16 protein-coding genes are annotated in these 20,316 nt (G+C 41.3%); 9 read left to right on the forward strand and 7 right to left on the reverse strand.

What is annotated here, in order from left to right; all coding sequences use genetic code 11:
• The first annotated feature begins 1 nt into the window (after position 1).
• Together rnhB and Q1A31_RS04865 are read left to right on the forward strand one after the other, a co-directional pair.
• Positions 2–583 carry a ribonuclease HII gene (gene rnhB, locus Q1A31_RS04860; RefSeq protein ID WP_299873400.1) on the forward strand — a complete coding sequence of 194 codons (582 nt, stop codon included), beginning with the start codon at positions 2–4 and terminating at the stop codon, positions 581–583.
• 70 nt (positions 584–653) lie between these two features.
• A complete protein-coding gene (locus tag Q1A31_RS04865) occupies positions 654–1,307 on the forward strand; it encodes a glutathione S-transferase family protein (protein WP_299873165.1) in 654 nt (217 codons plus the stop codon).
• A gap of 268 nt (positions 1,308–1,575) precedes the next feature.
• Here the strand turns inward: Q1A31_RS04865 and dauA are convergent, their stop codons facing one another.
• Positions 1,576–3,294, reverse strand: coding sequence for a C4-dicarboxylic acid transporter DauA (gene dauA, locus Q1A31_RS04870; RefSeq protein ID WP_299873168.1), 1,719 nt, complete (start codon positions 3,292–3,294; stop codon positions 1,576–1,578).
• 564 nt (positions 3,295–3,858) lie between these two features.
• Positions 3,859–5,229: a hypothetical protein gene (locus Q1A31_RS04875; RefSeq protein WP_299873171.1), complete on the reverse strand. Its 1,371-nt coding sequence runs from the start codon at positions 5,227–5,229 to the stop codon at positions 3,859–3,861.
• Positions 5,230–5,527: 298 nt separating this feature from the next.
• Between Q1A31_RS04875 and dnaE the strand changes: the two genes are divergently transcribed.
• The gene (gene dnaE, locus Q1A31_RS04880; RefSeq protein ID WP_299873173.1) at positions 5,528–9,049 is read left to right on the forward strand and encodes a DNA polymerase III subunit alpha; all 3,522 of its coding nucleotides are present in this window, start codon (positions 5,528–5,530) and stop codon (positions 9,047–9,049) included.
• 8 nt (positions 9,050–9,057) lie between these two features.
• On the opposite strand, the gene Q1A31_RS04885 is transcribed toward dnaE, so the two are convergent.
• Positions 9,058–9,588 carry a hypothetical protein gene (locus tag Q1A31_RS04885; protein ID WP_299873176.1) on the reverse strand — a complete coding sequence of 177 codons (531 nt, stop codon included), beginning with the start codon at positions 9,586–9,588 and terminating at the stop codon, positions 9,058–9,060.
• Between the two features lie 90 nt (positions 9,589–9,678).
• Positions 9,679–10,053 carry a metalloregulator ArsR/SmtB family transcription factor gene (locus Q1A31_RS04890; protein WP_299873179.1) on the reverse strand — a complete coding sequence of 125 codons (375 nt, stop codon included), beginning with the start codon at positions 10,051–10,053 and terminating at the stop codon, positions 9,679–9,681.
• A gap of 188 nt (positions 10,054–10,241) precedes the next feature.
• On the opposite strand from Q1A31_RS04890, the gene Q1A31_RS04895 reads away from it, so the two are divergent.
• Together Q1A31_RS04895 and arsJ are read left to right on the forward strand one after the other, a co-directional pair.
• Positions 10,242–11,243: an ArsJ-associated glyceraldehyde-3-phosphate dehydrogenase gene (locus Q1A31_RS04895; RefSeq protein ID WP_299873182.1), complete on the forward strand. Its 1,002-nt coding sequence runs from the start codon at positions 10,242–10,244 to the stop codon at positions 11,241–11,243.
• 24 nt (positions 11,244–11,267) lie between these two features.
• Positions 11,268–12,488, forward strand: coding sequence for an organoarsenical effux MFS transporter ArsJ (gene arsJ / locus Q1A31_RS04900; RefSeq protein ID WP_299873185.1), 1,221 nt, complete (start codon positions 11,268–11,270; stop codon positions 12,486–12,488).
• Positions 12,489–12,722: 234 nt separating this feature from the next.
• Here the strand turns inward: arsJ and Q1A31_RS04905 are convergent, their stop codons facing one another.
• Genes Q1A31_RS04905 through exbB form a run of 3 tightly spaced genes read right to left on the reverse strand, consistent with a single transcriptional unit; the run spans position 12,723 to position 14,606 of the window.
• Entirely contained in the window at positions 12,723–13,748 is a 1,026-nt protein-coding gene (locus Q1A31_RS04905; RefSeq protein WP_299873188.1) for an energy transducer TonB, read from the reverse strand.
• A gap of 5 nt (positions 13,749–13,753) precedes the next feature.
• Positions 13,754–14,128 carry a biopolymer transporter ExbD gene (locus tag Q1A31_RS04910; protein ID WP_299873190.1) on the reverse strand — a complete coding sequence of 125 codons (375 nt, stop codon included), beginning with the start codon at positions 14,126–14,128 and terminating at the stop codon, positions 13,754–13,756.
• The gene (gene exbB / locus Q1A31_RS04915; protein WP_366942974.1) at positions 14,115–14,606 is read right to left on the reverse strand and encodes a TonB-system energizer ExbB; all 492 of its coding nucleotides are present in this window, start codon (positions 14,604–14,606) and stop codon (positions 14,115–14,117) included. Before exbB ends, Q1A31_RS04910 begins: the two co-directional genes overlap by 14 nt.
• Before the next feature lie 146 nt (positions 14,607–14,752).
• Between exbB and Q1A31_RS04920 the strand changes: the two genes are divergently transcribed.
• The 4 genes from Q1A31_RS04920 to Q1A31_RS04935 all read left to right on the forward strand — a co-directional run bounded on the left by Q1A31_RS04920 (position 14,753) and on the right by Q1A31_RS04935 (position 20,244).
• Positions 14,753–15,766 carry a Fe(3+) ABC transporter substrate-binding protein gene (locus Q1A31_RS04920; protein WP_299873193.1) on the forward strand — a complete coding sequence of 338 codons (1,014 nt, stop codon included), beginning with the start codon at positions 14,753–14,755 and terminating at the stop codon, positions 15,764–15,766.
• Positions 15,767–15,986: 220 nt separating this feature from the next.
• The gene (locus Q1A31_RS04925; RefSeq protein ID WP_299873195.1) at positions 15,987–18,314 is read left to right on the forward strand and encodes a TonB-dependent siderophore receptor; all 2,328 of its coding nucleotides are present in this window, start codon (positions 15,987–15,989) and stop codon (positions 18,312–18,314) included.
• 122 nt (positions 18,315–18,436) lie between these two features.
• Positions 18,437–19,540, forward strand: a complete 1,104-nt coding sequence (locus tag Q1A31_RS04930; RefSeq protein WP_299873198.1) for an alpha-hydroxy acid oxidase — start codon at positions 18,437–18,439, stop codon at positions 19,538–19,540.
• Between the two features lie 23 nt (positions 19,541–19,563).
• Positions 19,564–20,244, forward strand: a complete 681-nt coding sequence (locus Q1A31_RS04935; protein ID WP_299873201.1) for a Fe2+-dependent dioxygenase — start codon at positions 19,564–19,566, stop codon at positions 20,242–20,244.
• The last annotated feature ends 72 nt before the right edge of the window (positions 20,245–20,316 follow it).

The raw sequence follows: 20,316 nt of genomic DNA on the forward strand, positions 1-20,316 counted from the left end.
TATTAGGTTCGTAGCAGGTGTTGATGAAGTAGGGCGCGGCCCTTTAGCCGGAGCAGTAGTTGCGGCAGCGGTGATTCTTGACCCGAAAAAGCATATAGAAGGCCTCGCCGATTCGAAAAAGCTTAGCGAAAAAAAGCGCAACGAACTGAATATAGAAATTAGAGAAAAAGCACTTTGCTGGTCTTTAGGTAGGGCAGAAGTCGATGAAATAGATGATATCAATATCCTTCAGGCAAGTTTACTGGCGATGAAACGCGCTGTTGAAGGGCTTTCTATTCTTCCTGATCACGTCAAAATCGATGGCAATAAAGGCATTGATATGGATATCTCGATGGAGACCATTATCAAGGGTGATTCTAAAGTTGCCTCTATCAGTGCGGCATCGATTATTGCGAAAGTTGCCCGTGATAAAGAAATGACAGAGCTTGATCTTCTGCATCCAGAATATGGATTTGCTCGTCATAAAGGTTATCCTACAAAGCAGCACCGAGAAGCGTTGATAAAGTTTGGCGCTTTAAGCGAACATCGCAAAAGTTTTAAGCCAGTTAAAGAGGCTTTGCAATGCAGAGTTCAGCAGAACTAACAATGAAAAATAATCGATAGATTATTACTTAACTTATCAATACTTAACCTAAAAATACAGGTACACACTTATGTCAAAGCCACGTCTTATTAGTTTTAATGTATGTCCATTTGTGCAACGCAGTGTCATTTTAATGCAGGAAAAAGGCGTTGAATTCGATATTGAATTTATCGATGTTTATAATCCACCAGAGTGGTTTTTAGAAATTTCTCCAACGGGTAAAGTGCCTGTATTACAAGTTGGCGATGAGGTTTTATTTGAATCGGCAGTCATCAGTGAATACCTTGATGAAGTTTACCCACCATCGCTTCACCCTGCGGACCCATTAATAAAAGCAAAGAACCGTGCCTGGATAGAATACAGCTCGGGGCTTTACTCTGGCACATTCCAATTATTGATGGCAAAAACCAAAGAAGATGCGGATAAAGTCATTGCAGAAATGACTAAAAATTTAGAAGGGTTTCAAAAAGCCAAGCAGGCTGAGCCTTGGTTTAACGGTGAAGCGTTTTCATTAGTGGATATTGCTTCTGCTCCTTTCTTCATCCGCGCTGAATTCTTCAAAACGCATTTTCAAGTCGATGTTCTAAAAGACTTTCCTGTATTGCAACAGTGGTCTGCATTAGTGCGTGAAAGACAAAGTGTTAAGGATTCAATCGTCGATGGTTTTGAGGATCTATTGAAGAAAAGAATGATTGCTAACGAAAGCTATCTAACAAAATCGTAGTTCGGTTTATTCGCACAACAAAAAATGGGCTAAAAGTAGGGGGGTGACATTTAAATACTCCAAATCACAGTAAACACTGTTATGGGAAATAAAAATGACACCCCCCTACTTATGAATGATATTTATGCGGCAACGCCTTCTCTTCGGGTCCGCATTAAACAACAATGCTTTTGTCTCGATTAGTCTCGGCTCGTTTTTTTCGTTTAAAAACGCAAATAGAATTTATGCTTTGCGAAGCACTTTTTTGTTATAGACACTTTTTTGATCGTTAGTGAGCTTCACTGCTCTTAAGCATTTCCTTAGCGATTGAAACACCATCTGTCAGTGTCCTCGAAAATTGAATTCGTCCTTTTTTATAACGGATGCCAGCACGCCGTAATTTAAGTATCATTCTCGGTTGTAAGTTATTAATAATCAGACCTATTTTCTGCTTCTCAAGGCTATCCTTAATAGATTCCATGGCAATTATGGCGCTCATATCAAGCAAATTGACTTTTGACATATCGAGAATAATGACGCGTACATCCGGAGTCACCTGTGAAATAATCTGTAGTGCTTTTTGCGCGGAGCCAAAAAATAATGGGCCATTGATATCATAGGCTGAAATATTATCTGGAAGCTCACCATGTTCTCCAAACGCTTCATGATTTTTCTCAACCCGGGTTGTATTCGTCAGGCTAATACTTCTGCGAATAAACAACATCGCCGCCAAACCCATGCCGACCGCAACGGCTATGGTCATATCAAACAGTACTGTCAGAATAAAGCATAGCAACAGCACGATAACATCATCTTTAGGACCGATTTTTATGGTTCTAATAAAGTGCTTCGCTTCACTCATATTCCACGCAACCACCAATAACAAAGCCGCCATCGAAGCCATTGGTATATAAGCAAGCAAGGGTGTAAGCGCTAATATCGAAGCTAAAATAAACAAGCCGTGTACAACTGAAGATAAGGGCAAGGTACCACCTGCTTTTATATTTGCGGTGGTGCGTGCAATCGCAGCAGTGGCAGGAATTCCACCAAATAATGGCGCAAGTAAATTGCCAATGCCCTGACCGATCAATTCATCATTTGGGTTATGTTTTTTACCAGACATACCATCTGCAACGACGGCACACAGCAGTGATTCAAGCGCTCCTAAAATCGCTATAGTGATCGCCGAAGGAAGAAGAAGCTTAACCAGTTCAAAACTAATGCCAATCGGTTTGCCATCTGCATCGGCTAAATTCCAGGGCCAGTCAAAGGCAGGTAGAAAAGGAGGAATACCGTTGCCAGTAACGCCATTGGTATCATAATGGAATCGACTGCCGATCGTCGCTACTGAAAAATCCTGACTCATTTGACTAAGCAACCACGCAACCACAGAGCCTAAAAGAAGCGCTACCAAATGCCCCGGAATTTTTGAATGCAAACGCGGCCACAGCAATAAAGTGGTAATAGTGAGCCCGCCAATCAATAGTTCCTGCCAGTCAACACTCGGTAATGCATGTACTATTAAAGACAGCTTTTCCAGATAATCGCCATCCAGCGCTTCTATATCGAGCCCTAAGAAATCTTTGATCTGGAAAGTGGCAATAACGACACCAATGCCCGCGGTGAAACCTATGACAACGGGATAAGGGACTATTTCAATGAGTTTGCCCAACTTGCCGACGCCCATGAGTATCAAGATAATCCCCGCCATAAAGCCACTAACCAGCAATCCGCCAATACCAAATTGGTGAACAATAGGAAGTAACACAACGACAAATGCCGCAGTAGGACCGGATATATTGACTTTAGAACCGCCGCTGATTGCAATCACTATGCCGGCAACGATCGCCGTATATAAACCATGTTGCGGAGGAACACCACTGGCTATAGCAAGTGCCATAGAAAGCGGAAGCGCGATAACACCAACCGTTAGACCGGCAAGAACATTTGATTGAAAATCGGAATAAGTGGGTTTGCTAGATAAAGACTTTTTTAATGCTGAAAACAATGGGGTTTACCTTCAAAGATTTGATACTCGTTTTTTAAAATGCGAGCAGTCATTGAATTTCTTCAAAGATGTTAATCGTTTAGGATAGTACTTAAAGCTCGCTGATTCGATTGTGACTCATGAATCTATTTCTAGCCCGAAAGAATGTGGGCGTTAAAATACGTAACTTTGTCTAAAGAGAGAACAATGTTAAGGGGCTTAAAAATTAATGGCTTTATCGCCATGAAATCCTCAAAAAGTACTTAAAACGTTGTATCACCAAGCAAGATAATGCTTGTACAGACTTTGTATTTTATCAGGTCTGAAGTATGTTTTGGTTTATTTTATCTACTGTTTTTGTTTAGTAAAAGTTAAATAAAACTATTGATAGGGATATGAAACAGAATCAACCAAGGCAAATCACTTCTATTAAGATGCCAAAAGTTACTCGTTAAAACTGTTTTAATTTAGGATGCATTAGTGAGACAAAAGTTATTTTTGTATTTCTTGTCCCTTTACACGTTTAATAAAACTAAAAAAGGCGCTTTATAAGCGCCTTTTTTAGTTTTTACGTTGATTAACTACTCATTCATCTTCTAAACCGACATTAATAGTATCGGTTATTATTTTACGAGTGATTGTTGGGCTAGTTAATATATCCACGTGAATTACATTGTTAGCAATATCCACTGAACTTATAGATAGAGAATTGTTGAAATCAGAGGAGCTATAAGCTCGGTAAGGAGTTTGGCCTACATATATTACGTTTGCGTCACTATCGATTTTGTAATACATAATATCGGTAGTTATTGCTTCAGAAAAGTCATAAGGGATAAGATTTTTCGAAACCAATAAGAAGTCCCTCATTGAACCTTCAACAATCTTTATATTACCGTCAGCAAAAATCATTTCATCTTGCATCGAATCTATGGAGAGAGAATGAAGTTCCTCTACTCTATCTGGGCCGTATACATCGCCGATTTGAGTTGAAGGATTTTGAATGGTAACAAAATATAACTTTCCTGCTATCGCACTACTCAAAGATGAATCAAACCCATATTGGCTAGTGTAAATAGTCGTTATGTTATCTGCCCCATCATCTTCTAATATTTCAGTGTCTAAAATTCCGTACCATTTGCCATTTAAATTAACGACACTAGTAATATTTTGGATATTTTCAAAAGGCGTGTAAGGAGAATTTTCCTCAATAGAAAAAATAGATCCTTCACTCCAGTTTTGCCAGATACCTGCTACCTTTTCTCTTACCCACCATGTTTTATTGTCCCCATTACTTAAAGTCGAAGGATTAGGGGTGTAGGTACACTCTGTAGATTGACAATTAGCTTGATCTGTTGAAATCGTGTAGCTTATCCAGTCAGATTCATCATATTTTTCCATACCAAATTCATAGTGAGTTGCACCATTTCCAGGGGTCCATTTAAAAGTTGGAGAAGTAGTGTTTATAATTCCTTTCGGACTTACTGGTTGAGAAGAGGGTAGAGTAATTAAACCATCGGTTACTGTGAAAACATAAGCATCAGACCAGGCTTGCCAACCTGCTGATGTCTCTGCTCTGACCCACCAAACCTTTTCATCACCAATCGCAAACTCAATGTCATTGGGAGTATAGCTACAAATATCAGCTGTTTCGCAATTCGCTTCTTTTGCAGATACTTTATATTCTTCCCAACGCATTTCGGTATCTGTATCTTCATGACCGAATAGATAATTGATGGCTCCTGTCGTTTTCTTCCACTTGAAAGTTGGTGTGGTGTCCTGGATTTCGCCAACAGGTTGAAAGAGGCTCGATGTCTTTGCTAAGAGGCGAGAGAATTTCGGGTGTGGGGTATTAGCTGTTGTTGATGTTGATGTGCTATCTCCGCCGCCACAAGCAATCAGTAATATGGATGTTGCTGTAAGCAAACTGATTCTAGAAATAAGTAAGTTATAATTCATTATTTTTCCTGGATCATTATCTTTGAGTTAGGACTTCAAACTTTCTTACAAAATTCATTCTCGTAAAAAGGCTACTGTTACATGGGTAATATACAAATATCTTATGCGTAGCATATCTGCCTATATACAGTGGGTTATTGTGAGCAGATAAAAGGCATCTACAAAGTTAATGGTAGAAATACTAAAAAGTTGTGAAGGGGTATATTTTAATATCCTAAAATAACTTCAAATTAGATATACTGTCCTCCTAAACACACCCCCCTACTTATAGCCCTTTTTTTGCTGGTATAGTTATTTAATGTCCTTTGTCCACCTTCGTTTACACACCGAATATTCACTAGTCGATAGTACCATTCGCATCAAACAGTTGATGCCCGTCGTGGAAGAGGGCGGTATGCCTGCGGTGGCGATGACGGATCAGAATAACCTGTTCGGCATGGTTAAGTTTTACCGTGCGGCACGTGGCGCTGGAATTAAGCCAATTTTCGGTGTGGATGTGATGCTTGTCGATGAAGAAGACGATAATCTGACTTATCACATGATCTTGCTCTGCCAGAACGACGCGGGTTATAAAAATGTAACGAAGCTGATTTCCCGTGCCTATATGGAAGGCCAGAAACTCGGCGTACCAAGGGTGCAACGCGACTGGATTAAAGAAACCAGCGACGGCGTTATTATGCTTTCAGGCGGTCGTCAGGGCGATGTAGGGCATGCACTATTAGCGGGTAATAAAGAACTTGCACAGAAGCTTGTAAATGATTGGAAAAGTGTTTTTCCTGATCGCTATTATGTGGAATTACAACGCACGGGCAGGGCAGGCGAAGATGAATATTTGCACGCTGCTGTAGAGCTTGCTGCTGAAAATGAACTTCCTGTGGTCGCTACTAATGATGCGCGTTTTCTGACTCAGGATGATTTTGAAGCGCACGAAGCACGTGTGTGTATCAACAGCGGTTATACCTTAGACGATAATACACGCCCGAAACACTATAGCGATCAGCAATACCTTCGAAGTGCGGCTGAAATGGAAGAGTTGTTTTCTGACATTCCTGAAGCGCTGGAAAACACCATTGAAATCGCCAAGCGCTGTAATGTGGAACTCACTTTAGGTAAAAACTATTTACCTGCATTCCCGATTCCTGAGGGAATGACTGAAGGTGAATTTTTCGCCCAAGAATCAGTAAAAGGTTTAGAGGAACGCTGGCCCCATATATTTGATGAAAGCGTATTAAATAACGCCGAAGAGTTTGCCGAAAAACGTAAACCTTATGATGAGCGTCTACAAATTGAGCTAGATGTTATCAACGGTATGGGGTTCCCGGGTTATTTCTTAATCGTTGCGGACTTTATTCAATGGTCTAAAGATAATGATATTCCTGTAGGTCCGGGTCGTGGTTCGGGTGCGGGCTCACTTGTCGCTTATGCCTTAAAAATTACAGATATTGATCCACTTTTATATGATTTGCTGTTCGAGCGCTTCTTGAACCCTGAACGTGTCTCGATGCCCGATTTTGATATCGACTTCTGCATGGATAAACGCGAAAAGACGATTGAATATGTGGCCGAAAAATATGGTCGCGATAAAGTATCGCAAATCATTACCTATGGTTCGATGGCGGCAAAAGCGGTGGTGCGTGATTGTGGTCGAATCCTGAATCATCCTTATGGTTTTGTCGATCGCATCGCCAAATTGATTCCATTCGAAATGAAGATGACGCTTACCAAAGCGATGGATCAAGAGCCAGACTTAAAAGATCTGTACGAACAGGATGAAGAAGTTAAAGCTCTGATGGATCTGGCTTTAAAACTCGAAGGTTTAACCCGAAACGCGGGTAAACATGCGGGTGGTGTTTTAATCTCGCCAAGTAGTCTGGTTGATTTTACCCCGTTGTATTGTGAAGAAGGCGGAAGCATTGTTTCGCAATTCGATAAAGATGACGTCGAAGCGGTGGGCTTGGTTAAGTTCGACTTCCTGGGTTTAAGAAACCTGACAATCATCGACTGGGCAGTAAAGAGTATTAATACTCTTAAAGAGAAGAAAGGCGAAGCACCGATTCGCATAGAAGATATTCCACTGGATGATCAGGCATCATTTGATTTATTGCGTGCGGCAAAAACAACTGCGGTATTCCAGCTGGAATCACACGGTATGAAGGAGCTTATAAAGCGACTTCAGCCAGACGTTTTTGAAGATATCATCGCTTTGGTGGCGTTGTATCGTCCCGGTCCATTGCAGTCGGGCATGGTAGATGACTTCGTCGCGCGTAAAAAAGGTGACCAGAAAGTTACCTATCAACATCCTGATTTAGAGCCGCTTCTGAACACAACTTACGGCGTAATCGTATACCAGGAACAGGTAATGCAGATCGCGCAGGTGCTAGCGGGCTACTCGCTCGGTGGCGCTGACATGTTACGTCGTGCGATGGGTAAGAAGAAGCCCGAGGAAATGGCTAAACAGCGTGAAATCTTCATGGAAGGTTCTGCCAAAAATAACGTTGAGCCAGACAACGCGACAGAAATATTCGATTTGATGGAGTTATTCGCTGAGTATGGTTTCAACAAATCTCACTCGGCTGCTTATGCATTAGTTTCGTATCAAACTATTTGGTTGAAAGCGCATTATCCAGCGGCATTTATGGCGGCGGTATTGTCGGCAGATATGGATAACACCGAGAAGGTTGTGACTTTTGTAGACGATTGTCGCCAACTAGGACTGGACGTCGTGCCACCAGATATTAATCGTTCCCATTATCGTTTTATAAGTGAAGACGAAGGCAATGTTATTTTCGGTTTAGGTGCCATTAAAGGTGCAGGTGAAAGTGCGATTGCCGAGATTATTGAAGAACGAGATAAAAATGGTCCATTTAAATCGATGGCTGAAATGTGTCAGCGAGTTAAATCGAGAAAGATCTCAAAACGTATTTTAGAAACACTAATTCGCGGTGGAGCATTCGATAAGCTTGGTACAAACCGTAATAGTTTGCTGGAAGGTTTACCTGAAATCGTGCGCATGGCCAATCAACAGCATCGTGATGAAGATGTTGGACAAAACGATTTATTCGGCGGTTCAGTTGCCGTTTCACACGATGAAAAAGTTACGCCACATTTAGAAGAATGGGATGATAAATACCGTCTAAAACTGGAAAAAGATGCGCTTGGTTTGTATATGTCAGGCCATCCAATCAACGCTTATGAGGAAGAAGTGGAGCAACTTCGTTCTAAAACTTTAAAGCAAATGAATGAAGATAATGGCACTGAAAGATATCAGAAAAAGCCGATTACTCTTGTTGGTCTTATTTCAGGTGTGGGGATCAGGACTACTGATCGAGGTAAGATGGCGAATATTCTTTTAGAAGATAAAACGGGTTATTATGAATTCCGTCTTTTTGATAAGAATATTGAGAAGTTTGAACATCTTCTCGTAAAAGATGAGTTGCTTGTTATTGAAGGTACGTTAAATACCATTTATGGAACAAGTGACGTACGCTTTTATGCGAATGAACTGCACGATATCGAAGGTGCGCGTAATCTATTCCTCAGGCGTTTAAATCTGAATATCGATAAGAGTCAGACAGCGAATGGTTTACTGGATAAGTTGGACGAGCTTTTGCCGAATAAGTTATCGAATGAAAGTAGTAATAACCCTGACAATAATCCAGATAGCAATGCTGGCTACTGCCCTGTATTTGTTTCATACGAAACTGAGAGTGAGAAGGCAGAATTGCGCCTTGGTCCTGATGTCAGTGCGCCATTGGCAGACGAAGATATCAAGCTACTGAAAAAAGCCTTGGGTGATGATCGAGTGAATCTGGTCTACTAATCAGGTATTCAATCTAGATTAGGCTTCGCGTATTCAAAATATTTTGAATTATCAAACGGCATACTTTCGTTAGACTCAGGATTCCATAGACTCCGAGGTTGGTTAATCAAATCCCCTAGATAATAGTGAATCGCCCGTGAAGTCGCTTGCCCATAATTGGTAATAGAGTGAATGACGTTTGTATCCAGTTGCCCTACACACGGTGCTTCGAAATCAATGCGCTCAGTTTGAAGCAATTTACCATTTGGCTGTTTCTTATAGATCAGATTCGTTTCACAACCTTGGTAAAAACCAATGATTACCGGCATTTCATGAGAGTGGGGAGGAAACTGTAATCCAGGGGTTAGTTTGATGGAATAGATAGTCAGCTCGTTTGACGCGTGTAGCAGTATTTCGTCATCATCTGTTACTGGCAGAATGTCGGCGAACCAAGCAGGCTTGCTTACCGTCTTTTCCAGTAATTCTGTCAACGCCTTTATTGGCTTTGAAGAATCTGCAGCAACTAGGCTTGCGTTGATGAAGTCATCTAAACTCTCCATAATATCTCGCTCCTTATATTTCGTGTATTGGGACGTTTTAGCCTGTATTAGCGTGGTTTAAGACACCCCCCTACTTTTGGCAATATTTTTCTAAATGCAAACACTAGCACCATCGGGTAAAAGCGTCTTTTTGATTTTTGCTAAATCCGCTTTATAGGGTTCGTTATCAAAACAGCCCGAAGACAAGGCGAGTAATGTCTTATGACACCAAGTCGGCATTTCAGGATGCAGGCGATAAAAAATCCAGAGTCCTTTGCGATTATCCAGTAAAATTTTCTTTTCTCGTAACACCGCAAGATGTCGTGAAATCTTCGGTTGCACCATATCCAGTGCCTCTGTTAACTGACAGACACACAACTCGTCTACTTCAATCAGCAACATTAAAACGCGCAGACGGGTAGGGTCAGAAAGGGCTTTGGTAAATTCTTCCGGAGTTATTTGTGAAGTTATCTGTGAAGTCATCATAGTGCTAAGAGTTTAACATTCCGTTAAATAAAGAGTGAGATAAGAATAGTGTAAAGAGCCACAACTCTTGGCGTAAATAGTCGTAATTATTAAATTTTTATGACAATAGTATATATGTTAATGCATATATCTGTTTTGGCGAATATACTACGTATCACTTTTATATGCATTATTGACGGAGTAATACTATGACAACAAGCATCGGAATTAATGGTTTTGGCAGAATGGGGCGTTTAGGTCTTCGTGCTGGCTGGGAAAATCAAAATTTTAACTTTGTTCACATCAACGAAATTAGTTGTGATGCTGCAACCTCGGCACACTTGCTCAAGTTCGATTCGGTGCATGGAATATGGGGGCCAGAATGCGATAGTAGCGATGCTGGGAGCATCAGTATTAATGAATCAACCATTGCTTATAGTTCTAATCAGGCGATCGCAGATACCGATTGGTCTGGGTGTGAGATTGTCATTGAAGCGACGGGCAAGTTCAAAACAGTAGAGCAATTACAAGCGTACTTTGATCAGGGTGTTAAAAAAGTCATTGTTGCTGCTCCCGTTACTGGGGCTTTGAATATTGTTTATGGCGTTAACGATGATTTATATGATCCGAATGAACATGACTTAATCACGGCAGCTTCTTGCACCACCAATTGCCTCGCGCCAGTGATTAAAGTCTTGCATGAAAAAGTCGGCATTGTTCATGGCTCCATGACGACCATTCACGATATAACCAATACGCAGACCATTATCGATAAAGGCCATAAAGACTTGCGTCGTGCGCGTGCCTGCGGTGAGTCGTTAATCCCTACGACATCAGGTTCTGCAAAAGCCATTATTCAGATTTTCCCCGAACTTGAAGGCAAATTGAACGGAATGGCAGTGCGTGTTCCATTGCTAAACGCATCATTGACTGATCTTGTCATAGAAGCTTCTCGCGCTGTCACCGCAGAAGAAGTTAATGCCTATTTCAAAGAAGCAGCAGAAGGTGAATTAAAGGGTATTTTGGGCTACGAAGTACGCCCGCTGGTATCGGTAGATTATAAGAATGACCCGCGCTCTGGCATTGTTGATGCGCCTTCGACAATGGTTATTGATGGCACACAGCTTAAAGTTTTAATCTGGTACGACAATGAATGGGGCTATGTGAATCGCATGATGGATATAGCGAATAAAGTGGCTAGTCATTTATAAAAAGCGCTTTAAAGAACAAATAAAATGAATACTGATCTTAAAAACTATCTGGTTGTTACGGCAGGGTACTGGGCGTTTACGCTAACAGATGGCGCAATCCGCATGTTGGTAGTGTTGTATTTTCACATGCTCGGTTATTCGCCATTTGAAGTGGCGATGTTATTTTTGTTTTATGAGTTCTTTGGCATTGTCACCAATCTGGTTGGTGGCTGGATGGCCGCTCGCCTAGGGTTAAATGTCACGATGCATCTTGGTATGGCAATGCAAGTGGTAGCATTGCTGATGCTGACAGTACCCGACGCCTGGCTATCTGTAGCTTATGTGATGGCAGCGCAGGCGTTATCTGGCATCGCCAAAGATTTGAATAAAATGTCGGCTAAAGCCAGTGTGAAAACACTCGTGTCTTCGGATGCAGATTCAACGCTGTTTAAATGGGTCGCTATTTTAACGGGCTCTAAAAATGCGCTCAAAGGTGTCGGCTTTTTTCTCGGTGCTTTATTGCTCGAAATTGCCGGTTTTCGTGTTGCTTTGGCAATACTCGCGGGTGGATTATTTATCATCTTGGTCATCACCTGGATAATGCTACCGAATGAAATAGGTAAAGCAAAAGCAAAGCCTAAATTTACTCAGGTATTCTCTAATATCGCCGCAATAAACTGGTTGTCTGCGGCACGTTTCTTCCTATTTGGTTCTCGTGATGTTTGGTTTGTCGTCGCTTTGCCGGTGTTTTTTTATGAAGTGCTGCATTGGGACTTTATGAAAATCGGCGGCTTTATGGCGCTGTGGGTGATTGGTTACGGTATTGTTCAGGCAAGTGCGCCGATGATATTAAAAGGGCATCACCCAACTGGTCGAACAGCGTTATGGTTAGCGTTAATTTTAGCTTCAATTCCAGCGGCAATAGCATTGGCAATGAGCTCATCTTTTTCTCCGTTCAATGCGGATAATCTCGGTAATGTAACGTGGATAGTGGTTATTGGTCTGCTGGTTTTCGGTGTCGCGTTTGCGATTAATTCTGCCGTGCATTCTTACCTGATTCTTGCTTATTCAGATAACGACAAAGTTTCGATGAATGTAGGTTTTTACTATATGGCCAATGCGGGTGGTCGTCTTGCAGGGACAGTATTGTCGGGCTTGGTTTATCAAAGCTATGGTCTGGTAGGATGTCTGTGGATTTCCGCTGCTTTTGTTCTAATGGCGGCTATTTTATCACTGGGTTTACCTGCGAAAGTTGAATTGGAATAAGGCTTTATTTGAATTGGCGCATATAGTAGTTTGCTCAATTTTGAATCAATCTATCTACCATTTAAGTCTAATTAAGGGGTGCTTCAAACTTCATAGGTCACCCCCCTACTTATGGGCACTTTTTTGTTTAACTATCTTCTGAATATGAATGCTGAAGCTATATTCAAACAAATCTTATCTATTCATTTTAGTTAAGCCAATGAGAGCTAAATGTTTGCTTCATGAAATGCTGATTTACCTAAGTCGATAAGCGATAGGGATGATATAGCTTAGAGAATTTTTCCTTAAAGCATCCGGAATAGGCGGGAACCGACCTACTTTTTTCACTGCAGACAACGCTGCTTCATCCAGACTTTTCACGCCCGAAGATTGATGTATGCGTAAGTTCGAGATACCGCCGTTTTTATTGATCGTAAATGAGACTTTAACCACACCTTCGTCGCGTCTTCTTTTGGCATTTCTTGGGTAAATTTTCTTTCTTTCAATCTTAAGCCTAATTGTTCTCTGATAGCTTTTCTCGAGGTTAGGGTTCGCTGATGCAGAAGCTTGTGATGGGCGTTGATTGGTAGCCTGTTTAACTGCTTGTTGTTGTGCCTGACGCGGTGGCGTTGGTTTGCGAACCACTTTTTTAGGTGGCGCTTTTTTCGCTGCCTGACGAAACGGTGGTCTCTTTTGGACGACTGGCTTTTTTTGAACAACGACCTTTTTCTTTACCACAGGTTTCTTTTTAACAACGGGCTTCTTTTTTGGTGGCGGTCTTTTTTTGACGACTTGCTTTTTGATAACCTTCTTTTTCTTGACTACCTTTTTCTTAACTACCTTCTTCTTAACTTCTTTTTTAATGATCTTTTTCTTAATTGGGGGAGCAGGTGTTGGTTTGACCGTTTCAACAACAGGTTCAACAACAGGTTCAACAACAGGTTCAACAACAGGTTCAACAACAGGTTCAACGACAGGTTCAACGACAGGTTCAACGACAGGTTCAACGACAGGTTCAACGACAGATTCAACGACAGATTCAACGACAGGTTCAACGACAGGTTCAACGACAGGTTCAACGACAGGTTCAACGACAGGTTCAACGACAGGTTCAACGACAGGTGGCGCCGGAGTCTCTGTTTTAAACATGGTCATTTCCATGCTTATGCTTTCAGGCTCCGTAGGAGGCGGCGGAGTCTTCTGATGCAGGAAATAACTAGCCGCTGCTCCGTGAACGAGAAGCGACAAGGCGAGGCCAATAATAGAGCGGAAAGTAAACAAGGGACTTATTTCTGTTTAGTGATGATGGAGAACTTGGCTAACTCAAGTTCTTTGAATGTATCAATAACGGTAACAAACTGGCCAAACTCAACACTGTGATCAACACGCAGATTGATCGGTGTCATTTTATCGATGCCAGATAGTTTATCTTCGAGTTGTTCAGACGGTATTTCGACGTCATCAAAATACATAATTGAATCTTTATCGATGTCAATTTCGATTACTTTATCGTCATTTACGACTTCATTTGTTGAAGACTTTGGAACATCAATATTCAATTTACTAGACACAACAAACGTTGCGGTGGTTAGGACAATAGCAAGAAGTACCAACATAATATCGATAAATGGAATGACATTAATGGATTCAAACCGACGCATTCTTTGCATCTCCAGTTCTATTTGCTCTGGTGCTATCCACTAAACAAGACTGTTGGTGGTTTTCTTTTTTCCAGCGTGTCGTAATAATGTCTACTTTTCTTAACAAAGCGTTGTAAATCATGATCGCTGGAATGGCCACTAACAAACCGCCAGCAGTCGCTTTTAGCGCGAGTGATAAGCCAAGCATAATTGCGCTGGTATCGATCTCTCCACCTTTCCCCAAGTCGTTAAATGTGATCAAAATGCCGAGTACTGTTCCTAACAAGCCGATATAAGGAGCATTTACGCCAATAGAGGAGATGGTGGTAAGACCGCGCGTTAAGGATATCTGTAGATCTTCTTCGATATCGAAGGTATGTGTTTTAACACGGATGTAGTAAATCCAGCGTTCGAGTGCAAACCACACAATGATGACACTCATCAGACCTAGTATTCCAAAAATACCATAATCCAGATTAACTTTAAGAAACTCGATCATTTTCGTAAACCGTAACAAGAAAAACTTGTATTCTAGAAGAGAATGATTATCATTTGCAATACTTTAAAGTAATTTAATTAAATTTTAGCGAAAGTGTGTTGATGAATTCACACGAGTCGATCTGATGAAAAGGTAAGGGGAGTAGTATGCGCGTTTTGTTGATTTTGTTTTTAGTGTTGGGAGCAGGGCACGTTTCTGCGAATAATGAAAATGTCGTGAATATCTACTCATCTAGACAGTCACAACTAATACAACCGGTTTTAAAAGCGTTTACTAAAGATACCGGGATTAAGGTTAATCTGGTTACTGGTAAAGATGATGCTTTGATTGAAAGAATAAGGCGTGAAGGGCCAAATACGCCGGCAGATGTTTTATTAACGGCAGATGCAGGAAGACTGTCACGAGCTAAACAAGCAAAGATTCTTCAGCCTATTAAGTCTTCTATTTTATTTCGTAGTATTCCGGCTAATTTACGCGATCCTGAAAATACCTGGTTTGGTTTGACGTATAGATCACGGGTGATTTTTTATAAAAAAAGTACGATTAATCCCAATCAATTATCAAGCTATGAAGATTTAGCAGATCCTAAATGGAAAGGGCGTATTTGTGTGCGTTCATCAGACAGTATTTACAATCAATCTTTAGTGGCTTCAATGATTGCGGCTAAAGGAATGCCTTTTGCAGAAAAATGGGTGAAGGGACTTGTGAGTAACTTCTCTAGAAAACCACAAGGTGGAGATCGAGATCAGATTAAAGCAGTAGCATCAGGAGTATGTGATATAGCGATTGCGAATACCTATTATTATGCGCAGATGTTATTCGGTGGTGATAAACGTTTAAAAGGTGCAGCAGAACAAGTTGGTATCTTTTGGCCGAACCAGAAAGATCGAGGAGCGCATATCAATATCAGCGGCGCTGCGGTAACGGCAGCCACTAAACATAAAGCCAATGCCATTAAGCTTTTAGAATATATGCTTGAAGATGTGGTTCAAGGTTGGTATTCAACGGTTAATGGAGAATATCCTGTAAAACCTGGCGTCCCGGCAGATTCTCGTTTACAGAAATGGGGAAAATTTAAAACAGACGCTTTGAATTTATCTAGCTTGGGTAGATTTAATGCACAGGCTGTTAAAGCTATGGATATCGGCGGTTGGCGTTGATTCTATATCTGTCACATTTAATTTTTTGAGAATGTTTTTCACTATTTATCATTTTTTTAAAGATCTAAAGTTGACTTGAACCAGAAGTTAAATGATAATCATTATCATTCCCATTCCCATGTACACCCAACGTTTCTAGATATTTTTCATATCAGGCAAGAAATTATTAGGCACACATTTTTACTAATATTTTTAGAGCCTAGTACTTATGAAAAAAACTATGAAAAATGATATCAAAAAACAGACTGCTTTAAGTCTGAGAAACCCTATCATTACTCCGTCAACTAACACCATTATGCTTACTGCAACAGCTGCCGCTGTTTTGATGAGCGCAACTGCGGTAACAGCTGCTGAGAGTATCGACGAATTAGAAGTGATTCAGGTTGAAGAAAAAGATCAGCGTGAAAATCCTTATGAAGAAGTTGGCGCACCTTATAAAGCAAGAATTTCTGGTGATGACCGTCATGTAAAAGACTTGGCTGATACACCACAAAATATTACGGTACTTACGCAAACACAAATCGAAGATTCTGGACTTTCTGACTTAAGAGATATTTTAGAAGCTCAGCCTGGTATCACGCTAGGTACGGGTGAAAACGGTAATGCATTCGGTGACAGATATATTATTCGTGGTCATGAAGCACGTAGTGATGTGTTTGTTGATGGTGTACGTGATCCTGGCATGACAACTCGTGAAAGCTTTGCCACAGAGCAAATTGAAATCACCAAAGGCCCAAGCTCTACGTTTGCGGGTCGTGGTTCAACCGGTGGCGCTATCAACAGCGTAACCAAGCAGGCAAGCACAGAATATAACTTCAATGAGCTTCAGGTAGGTCTTGGTACAGATGCTTATAAACGTATCACCTTAGACAGTAATAAAAAGGTGAATGATGATGTTGCCGTTCGCGCTAATTTATTATATTCAGGTAAAGATATCCCAGATCGTTCGCCTGCAGATAAAGAGCGAACAGGTGTTGCTTTATCTGGTGCTTTCCGTGCGACTAAAAAGCTTAATTTCACCACAGATTTCTATTACCTCAAGGCAGAAGATACGCCTGATATGGGTAGCTATTTAGATTCTGTGACTGGCAAGCCTAATGATGATATCCCCGTTTATGTTCAAGACAGTGATTTCTTAAATTCTGAAGTAAAGACACTGACGTTTGGAACAAGCTATGACTTTAACGCTGATGTACGCCTTAAGAATACCCTGCGTTACGGTGAGACAGACAATGGTTATGTCACAACCAGTGCCCGAGGAACAAGCCGTGCCGATTCTGATCCAGCGGCACCTGGCGCAGACACAATTACACTAAGTTCACATCAGGGTTGGCAGGATGTTGACTATTTAGTGAATCAAACCAATTTGTATATTGATAAAGAGCTAGGCAACACAAAACATCAGTTTGTCGTCGGTTTTGAATATTCAGACATGAATGTAAAAAATGGTACTTATAATCTGACTAACAATGGCGTCAGCAATTGTGTAACCAATGGCAGAGGCGGAGCTTCTGACAGTTATTGTTTAACCAACGCAGATGGTAGTGTTGTTGATAATATTGGTGGATTTTTAGATAGAGACGTTACAAAAGGCTCATACGACACTGATTATTCGGTAGAAACATTGTCACTGTCATTGATGGACACCATTACCTTTAATGACAAATGGTCAATATTCTTAGGCGCTCGTGTTGATGACTTTGATTATCGAAATGATTTGCTAGGTCGTGGCGCAACAGATCCAGATCGCTATTCGTATTCAGATACATTATTCAATGGACACATTGGTGCGGTCTATAATTTTAACGATAAGGGCAATGCTTACTTAACCTTTAGTACCTCTAGTAACATCAATGGTGGTGAGTCAGATACATCAGGTTGTGGTTATGGCGGTGTGTGTAGCTCAATCAACTCTATCAAAAACAGTGAGCCAGAAAACACCCGCAACATAGAGCTGGGCACTAAATGGAATGTGATGGATGACAAATTGTTACTCACAGCCTCAGCATTTGAAATAGCCAAAACGAATGTTATGGAAAGTGCGAGTGAATCTGACTATGACGCAGGTGAGAGCTTATTCAATGATGGTGAAAACCGTGTGACAGGTATTGAGGTATCAGCAGTAGGAAACATCACTGAAAAATTAAGTACGCAATTTGGTGCGGCAGTGATGTATTCAGAAGTGCTGAAATCTGGCGTTAACCCAGACAGTGAAGGCTTGGCATTAGCTAACTTTGCTGAAAAAAGCTTATTTTTACAAGTGGCGCACAAGACAACACCAAAGCTAACCTTGGGTGGTGGCGTTAAATACACAGGTAAAATGATAGCTGGTCAGCCGGATACAGGAACTGACTCATCATACGTAATACCTAGTTCAACAGTTGTTAATGCCTTTGCTCGATACAACATCAACAAGAACATGGGTCTGCGTTTAAATGTGAACAACCTATTTGATGAAGATTACTACACTGCCGGTTACCGTAGTGGCGCTTTGTTGTATAAAGGCGATGCGCGTAATGCAACACTGACTTTCGATTATGAATTTTAATCGCTAGTTTTATTGTTCAAAAAGAGTTTAACCCCGAACAGGGGGCTGGTTTATAACTGGTCTTCTGTTTTTTAGTATGAAGAATAATGAGCGCTTAAACTAACTCGTGAAAACTGATTAAAGTGAAGAAAAAATTAGAATCCATTCCAGCTAATCTAGTAAGCGTTCAAGACTACGAAAGCTTGTTTGCGGACTTTATTCCGCATCCAGTCTATGAATATATTGCAGGTGGCTCGGCGGATGATATTAGCCTTAAGAACAATCGAAATGCCTTCGATAGCATTTTGTTAAACAGGCGTGTACTTGCTGATTTTTCTGCCGCTTCTACACGCACCGAAGTATTGGGCAAAACGGTTAAATACCCTATTATGCTTGCACCGGTAGCGCATCAAAAGTTAGTACATCCTAAAGGCGAAATTGCCACTGCCGAAGCCGCTAATGTTTTAGACCTTGGCTTTATCGGCAGCACTTTATCGTCGGTTCCAATGGAAGATGTCGCTGATGCTTTGCAAGGCGAAAAGTGGTTTCAACTGTACTTTCAGGAGTCCCGAGACGCCACTTTGTCACTAATTCAGCGTGCTGAAAATGCAGGTTATGGTGCCATCGTTGTGACAGTAGATGCCGCAATAAATGGGCTTAGAAATAGGGTGCAGCGTGCGGGGTTTGCTTTACCCGCTGGCATGGAAGCGAATCTGGTTAATTACCAACGTCCACCGCTTATGAGTATTGAAGCAGATCAGAGCATAATCTTAAATGGAATAATGCGGGATGCGCCGACCTGGCAAGATATTCAGTGGATACAAACTCAAACAAGTTTGCCTGTTATCTTAAAGGGCATCACGCATAGTGAAGACGCCAAAATAGCAAAAGAGCTGGGTGTTGCAGGCATTGTGGTTTCTAACCATGGTGGTCGAACGCTTGATAGTGTGCCTGCAGCAATTGATGTGCTTGCCGATATTCGAGCGACGGTTGGAGATGATTTTACGGTGTTATTTGACAGTGGAATTCGACGTGGTTCAGATATTTTCAAAGCATTGGCCTTGGGCGCAGACAGCGTCTTAATTGGTCGACCGCAGTTATATGGCTTATCAATTGCTGGCGCATTGGGTGTGGCACATATTCTTAAGCTGTTAATTGAAGAATTTGAAGTTACCATGGCGTTGATGGGCTGTGCGACTATCGATCAGATTACGCAAGATACTCTTTATTCAAAACAATCTATATAAACTAAACTTAAAAGTCATAAACGATGTTATTACCTATTGCAGAAGTGCTAACTCAGGAAGAAGTGAATCAGTTTCGAGCGCATATCGATAACGCGCCTTGGCAAGATGGCAAATTAAGCGCTGGCAGTCAGGCGTCTTTTGTAAAGTCTAATCAACAACTGGATGACAGTAACGAGATCACCCAATCGTTAAGCAATACGTTATTACATCGTCTGCAAACTCATCCGACCTTTGTTTCTGCAACCCTGCCGTTTAAGTTTTATCCGCCTAAATTTAATCGTTATCAAAACAATGGAAGTTACGGTCTGCATGTTGATAGCTCGATAATGACAACACCGAATCAGGAAACGATTCGTACTGATATTTCAGCCACGCTTTTTCTGACTGACCCCGATGAATACGAAGGCGGAGAGTTGATGATAGAAACGCAATATGGTGCTCAGGAAGTCAAACTGAATGCAGGTGATCTAATTGTTTATCCTTCAACCAGTTTGCACGAAGTGAAACCGGTAACAAAAGGCAGCCGCATAAGCGCTTTTTTATGGGTGCAGAGTTTAGTCAAAAACAGTCAGCAACGTGAGATCTTGTTTGAATTGGATCAGTCTATCCAGGTATTAACAATGGATAGAGGGGCTGATGACACTGAAGTCCGCAGGCTCAGTGGCGTATATCATAACTCGGTTCGGCAATGGTCTGAGTGCTAGCAAATAGCAATCAAAATAAAATAAAGGTCACCCCCCTACTTTAGGGCACTTTTTTGTCAAATCTGCAATCAA

The organism is uncultured Cocleimonas sp. (assembly GCF_947495625.1).
Classification (GTDB): Bacteria; Pseudomonadota; Gammaproteobacteria; order Thiotrichales; family Thiotrichaceae; genus Cocleimonas.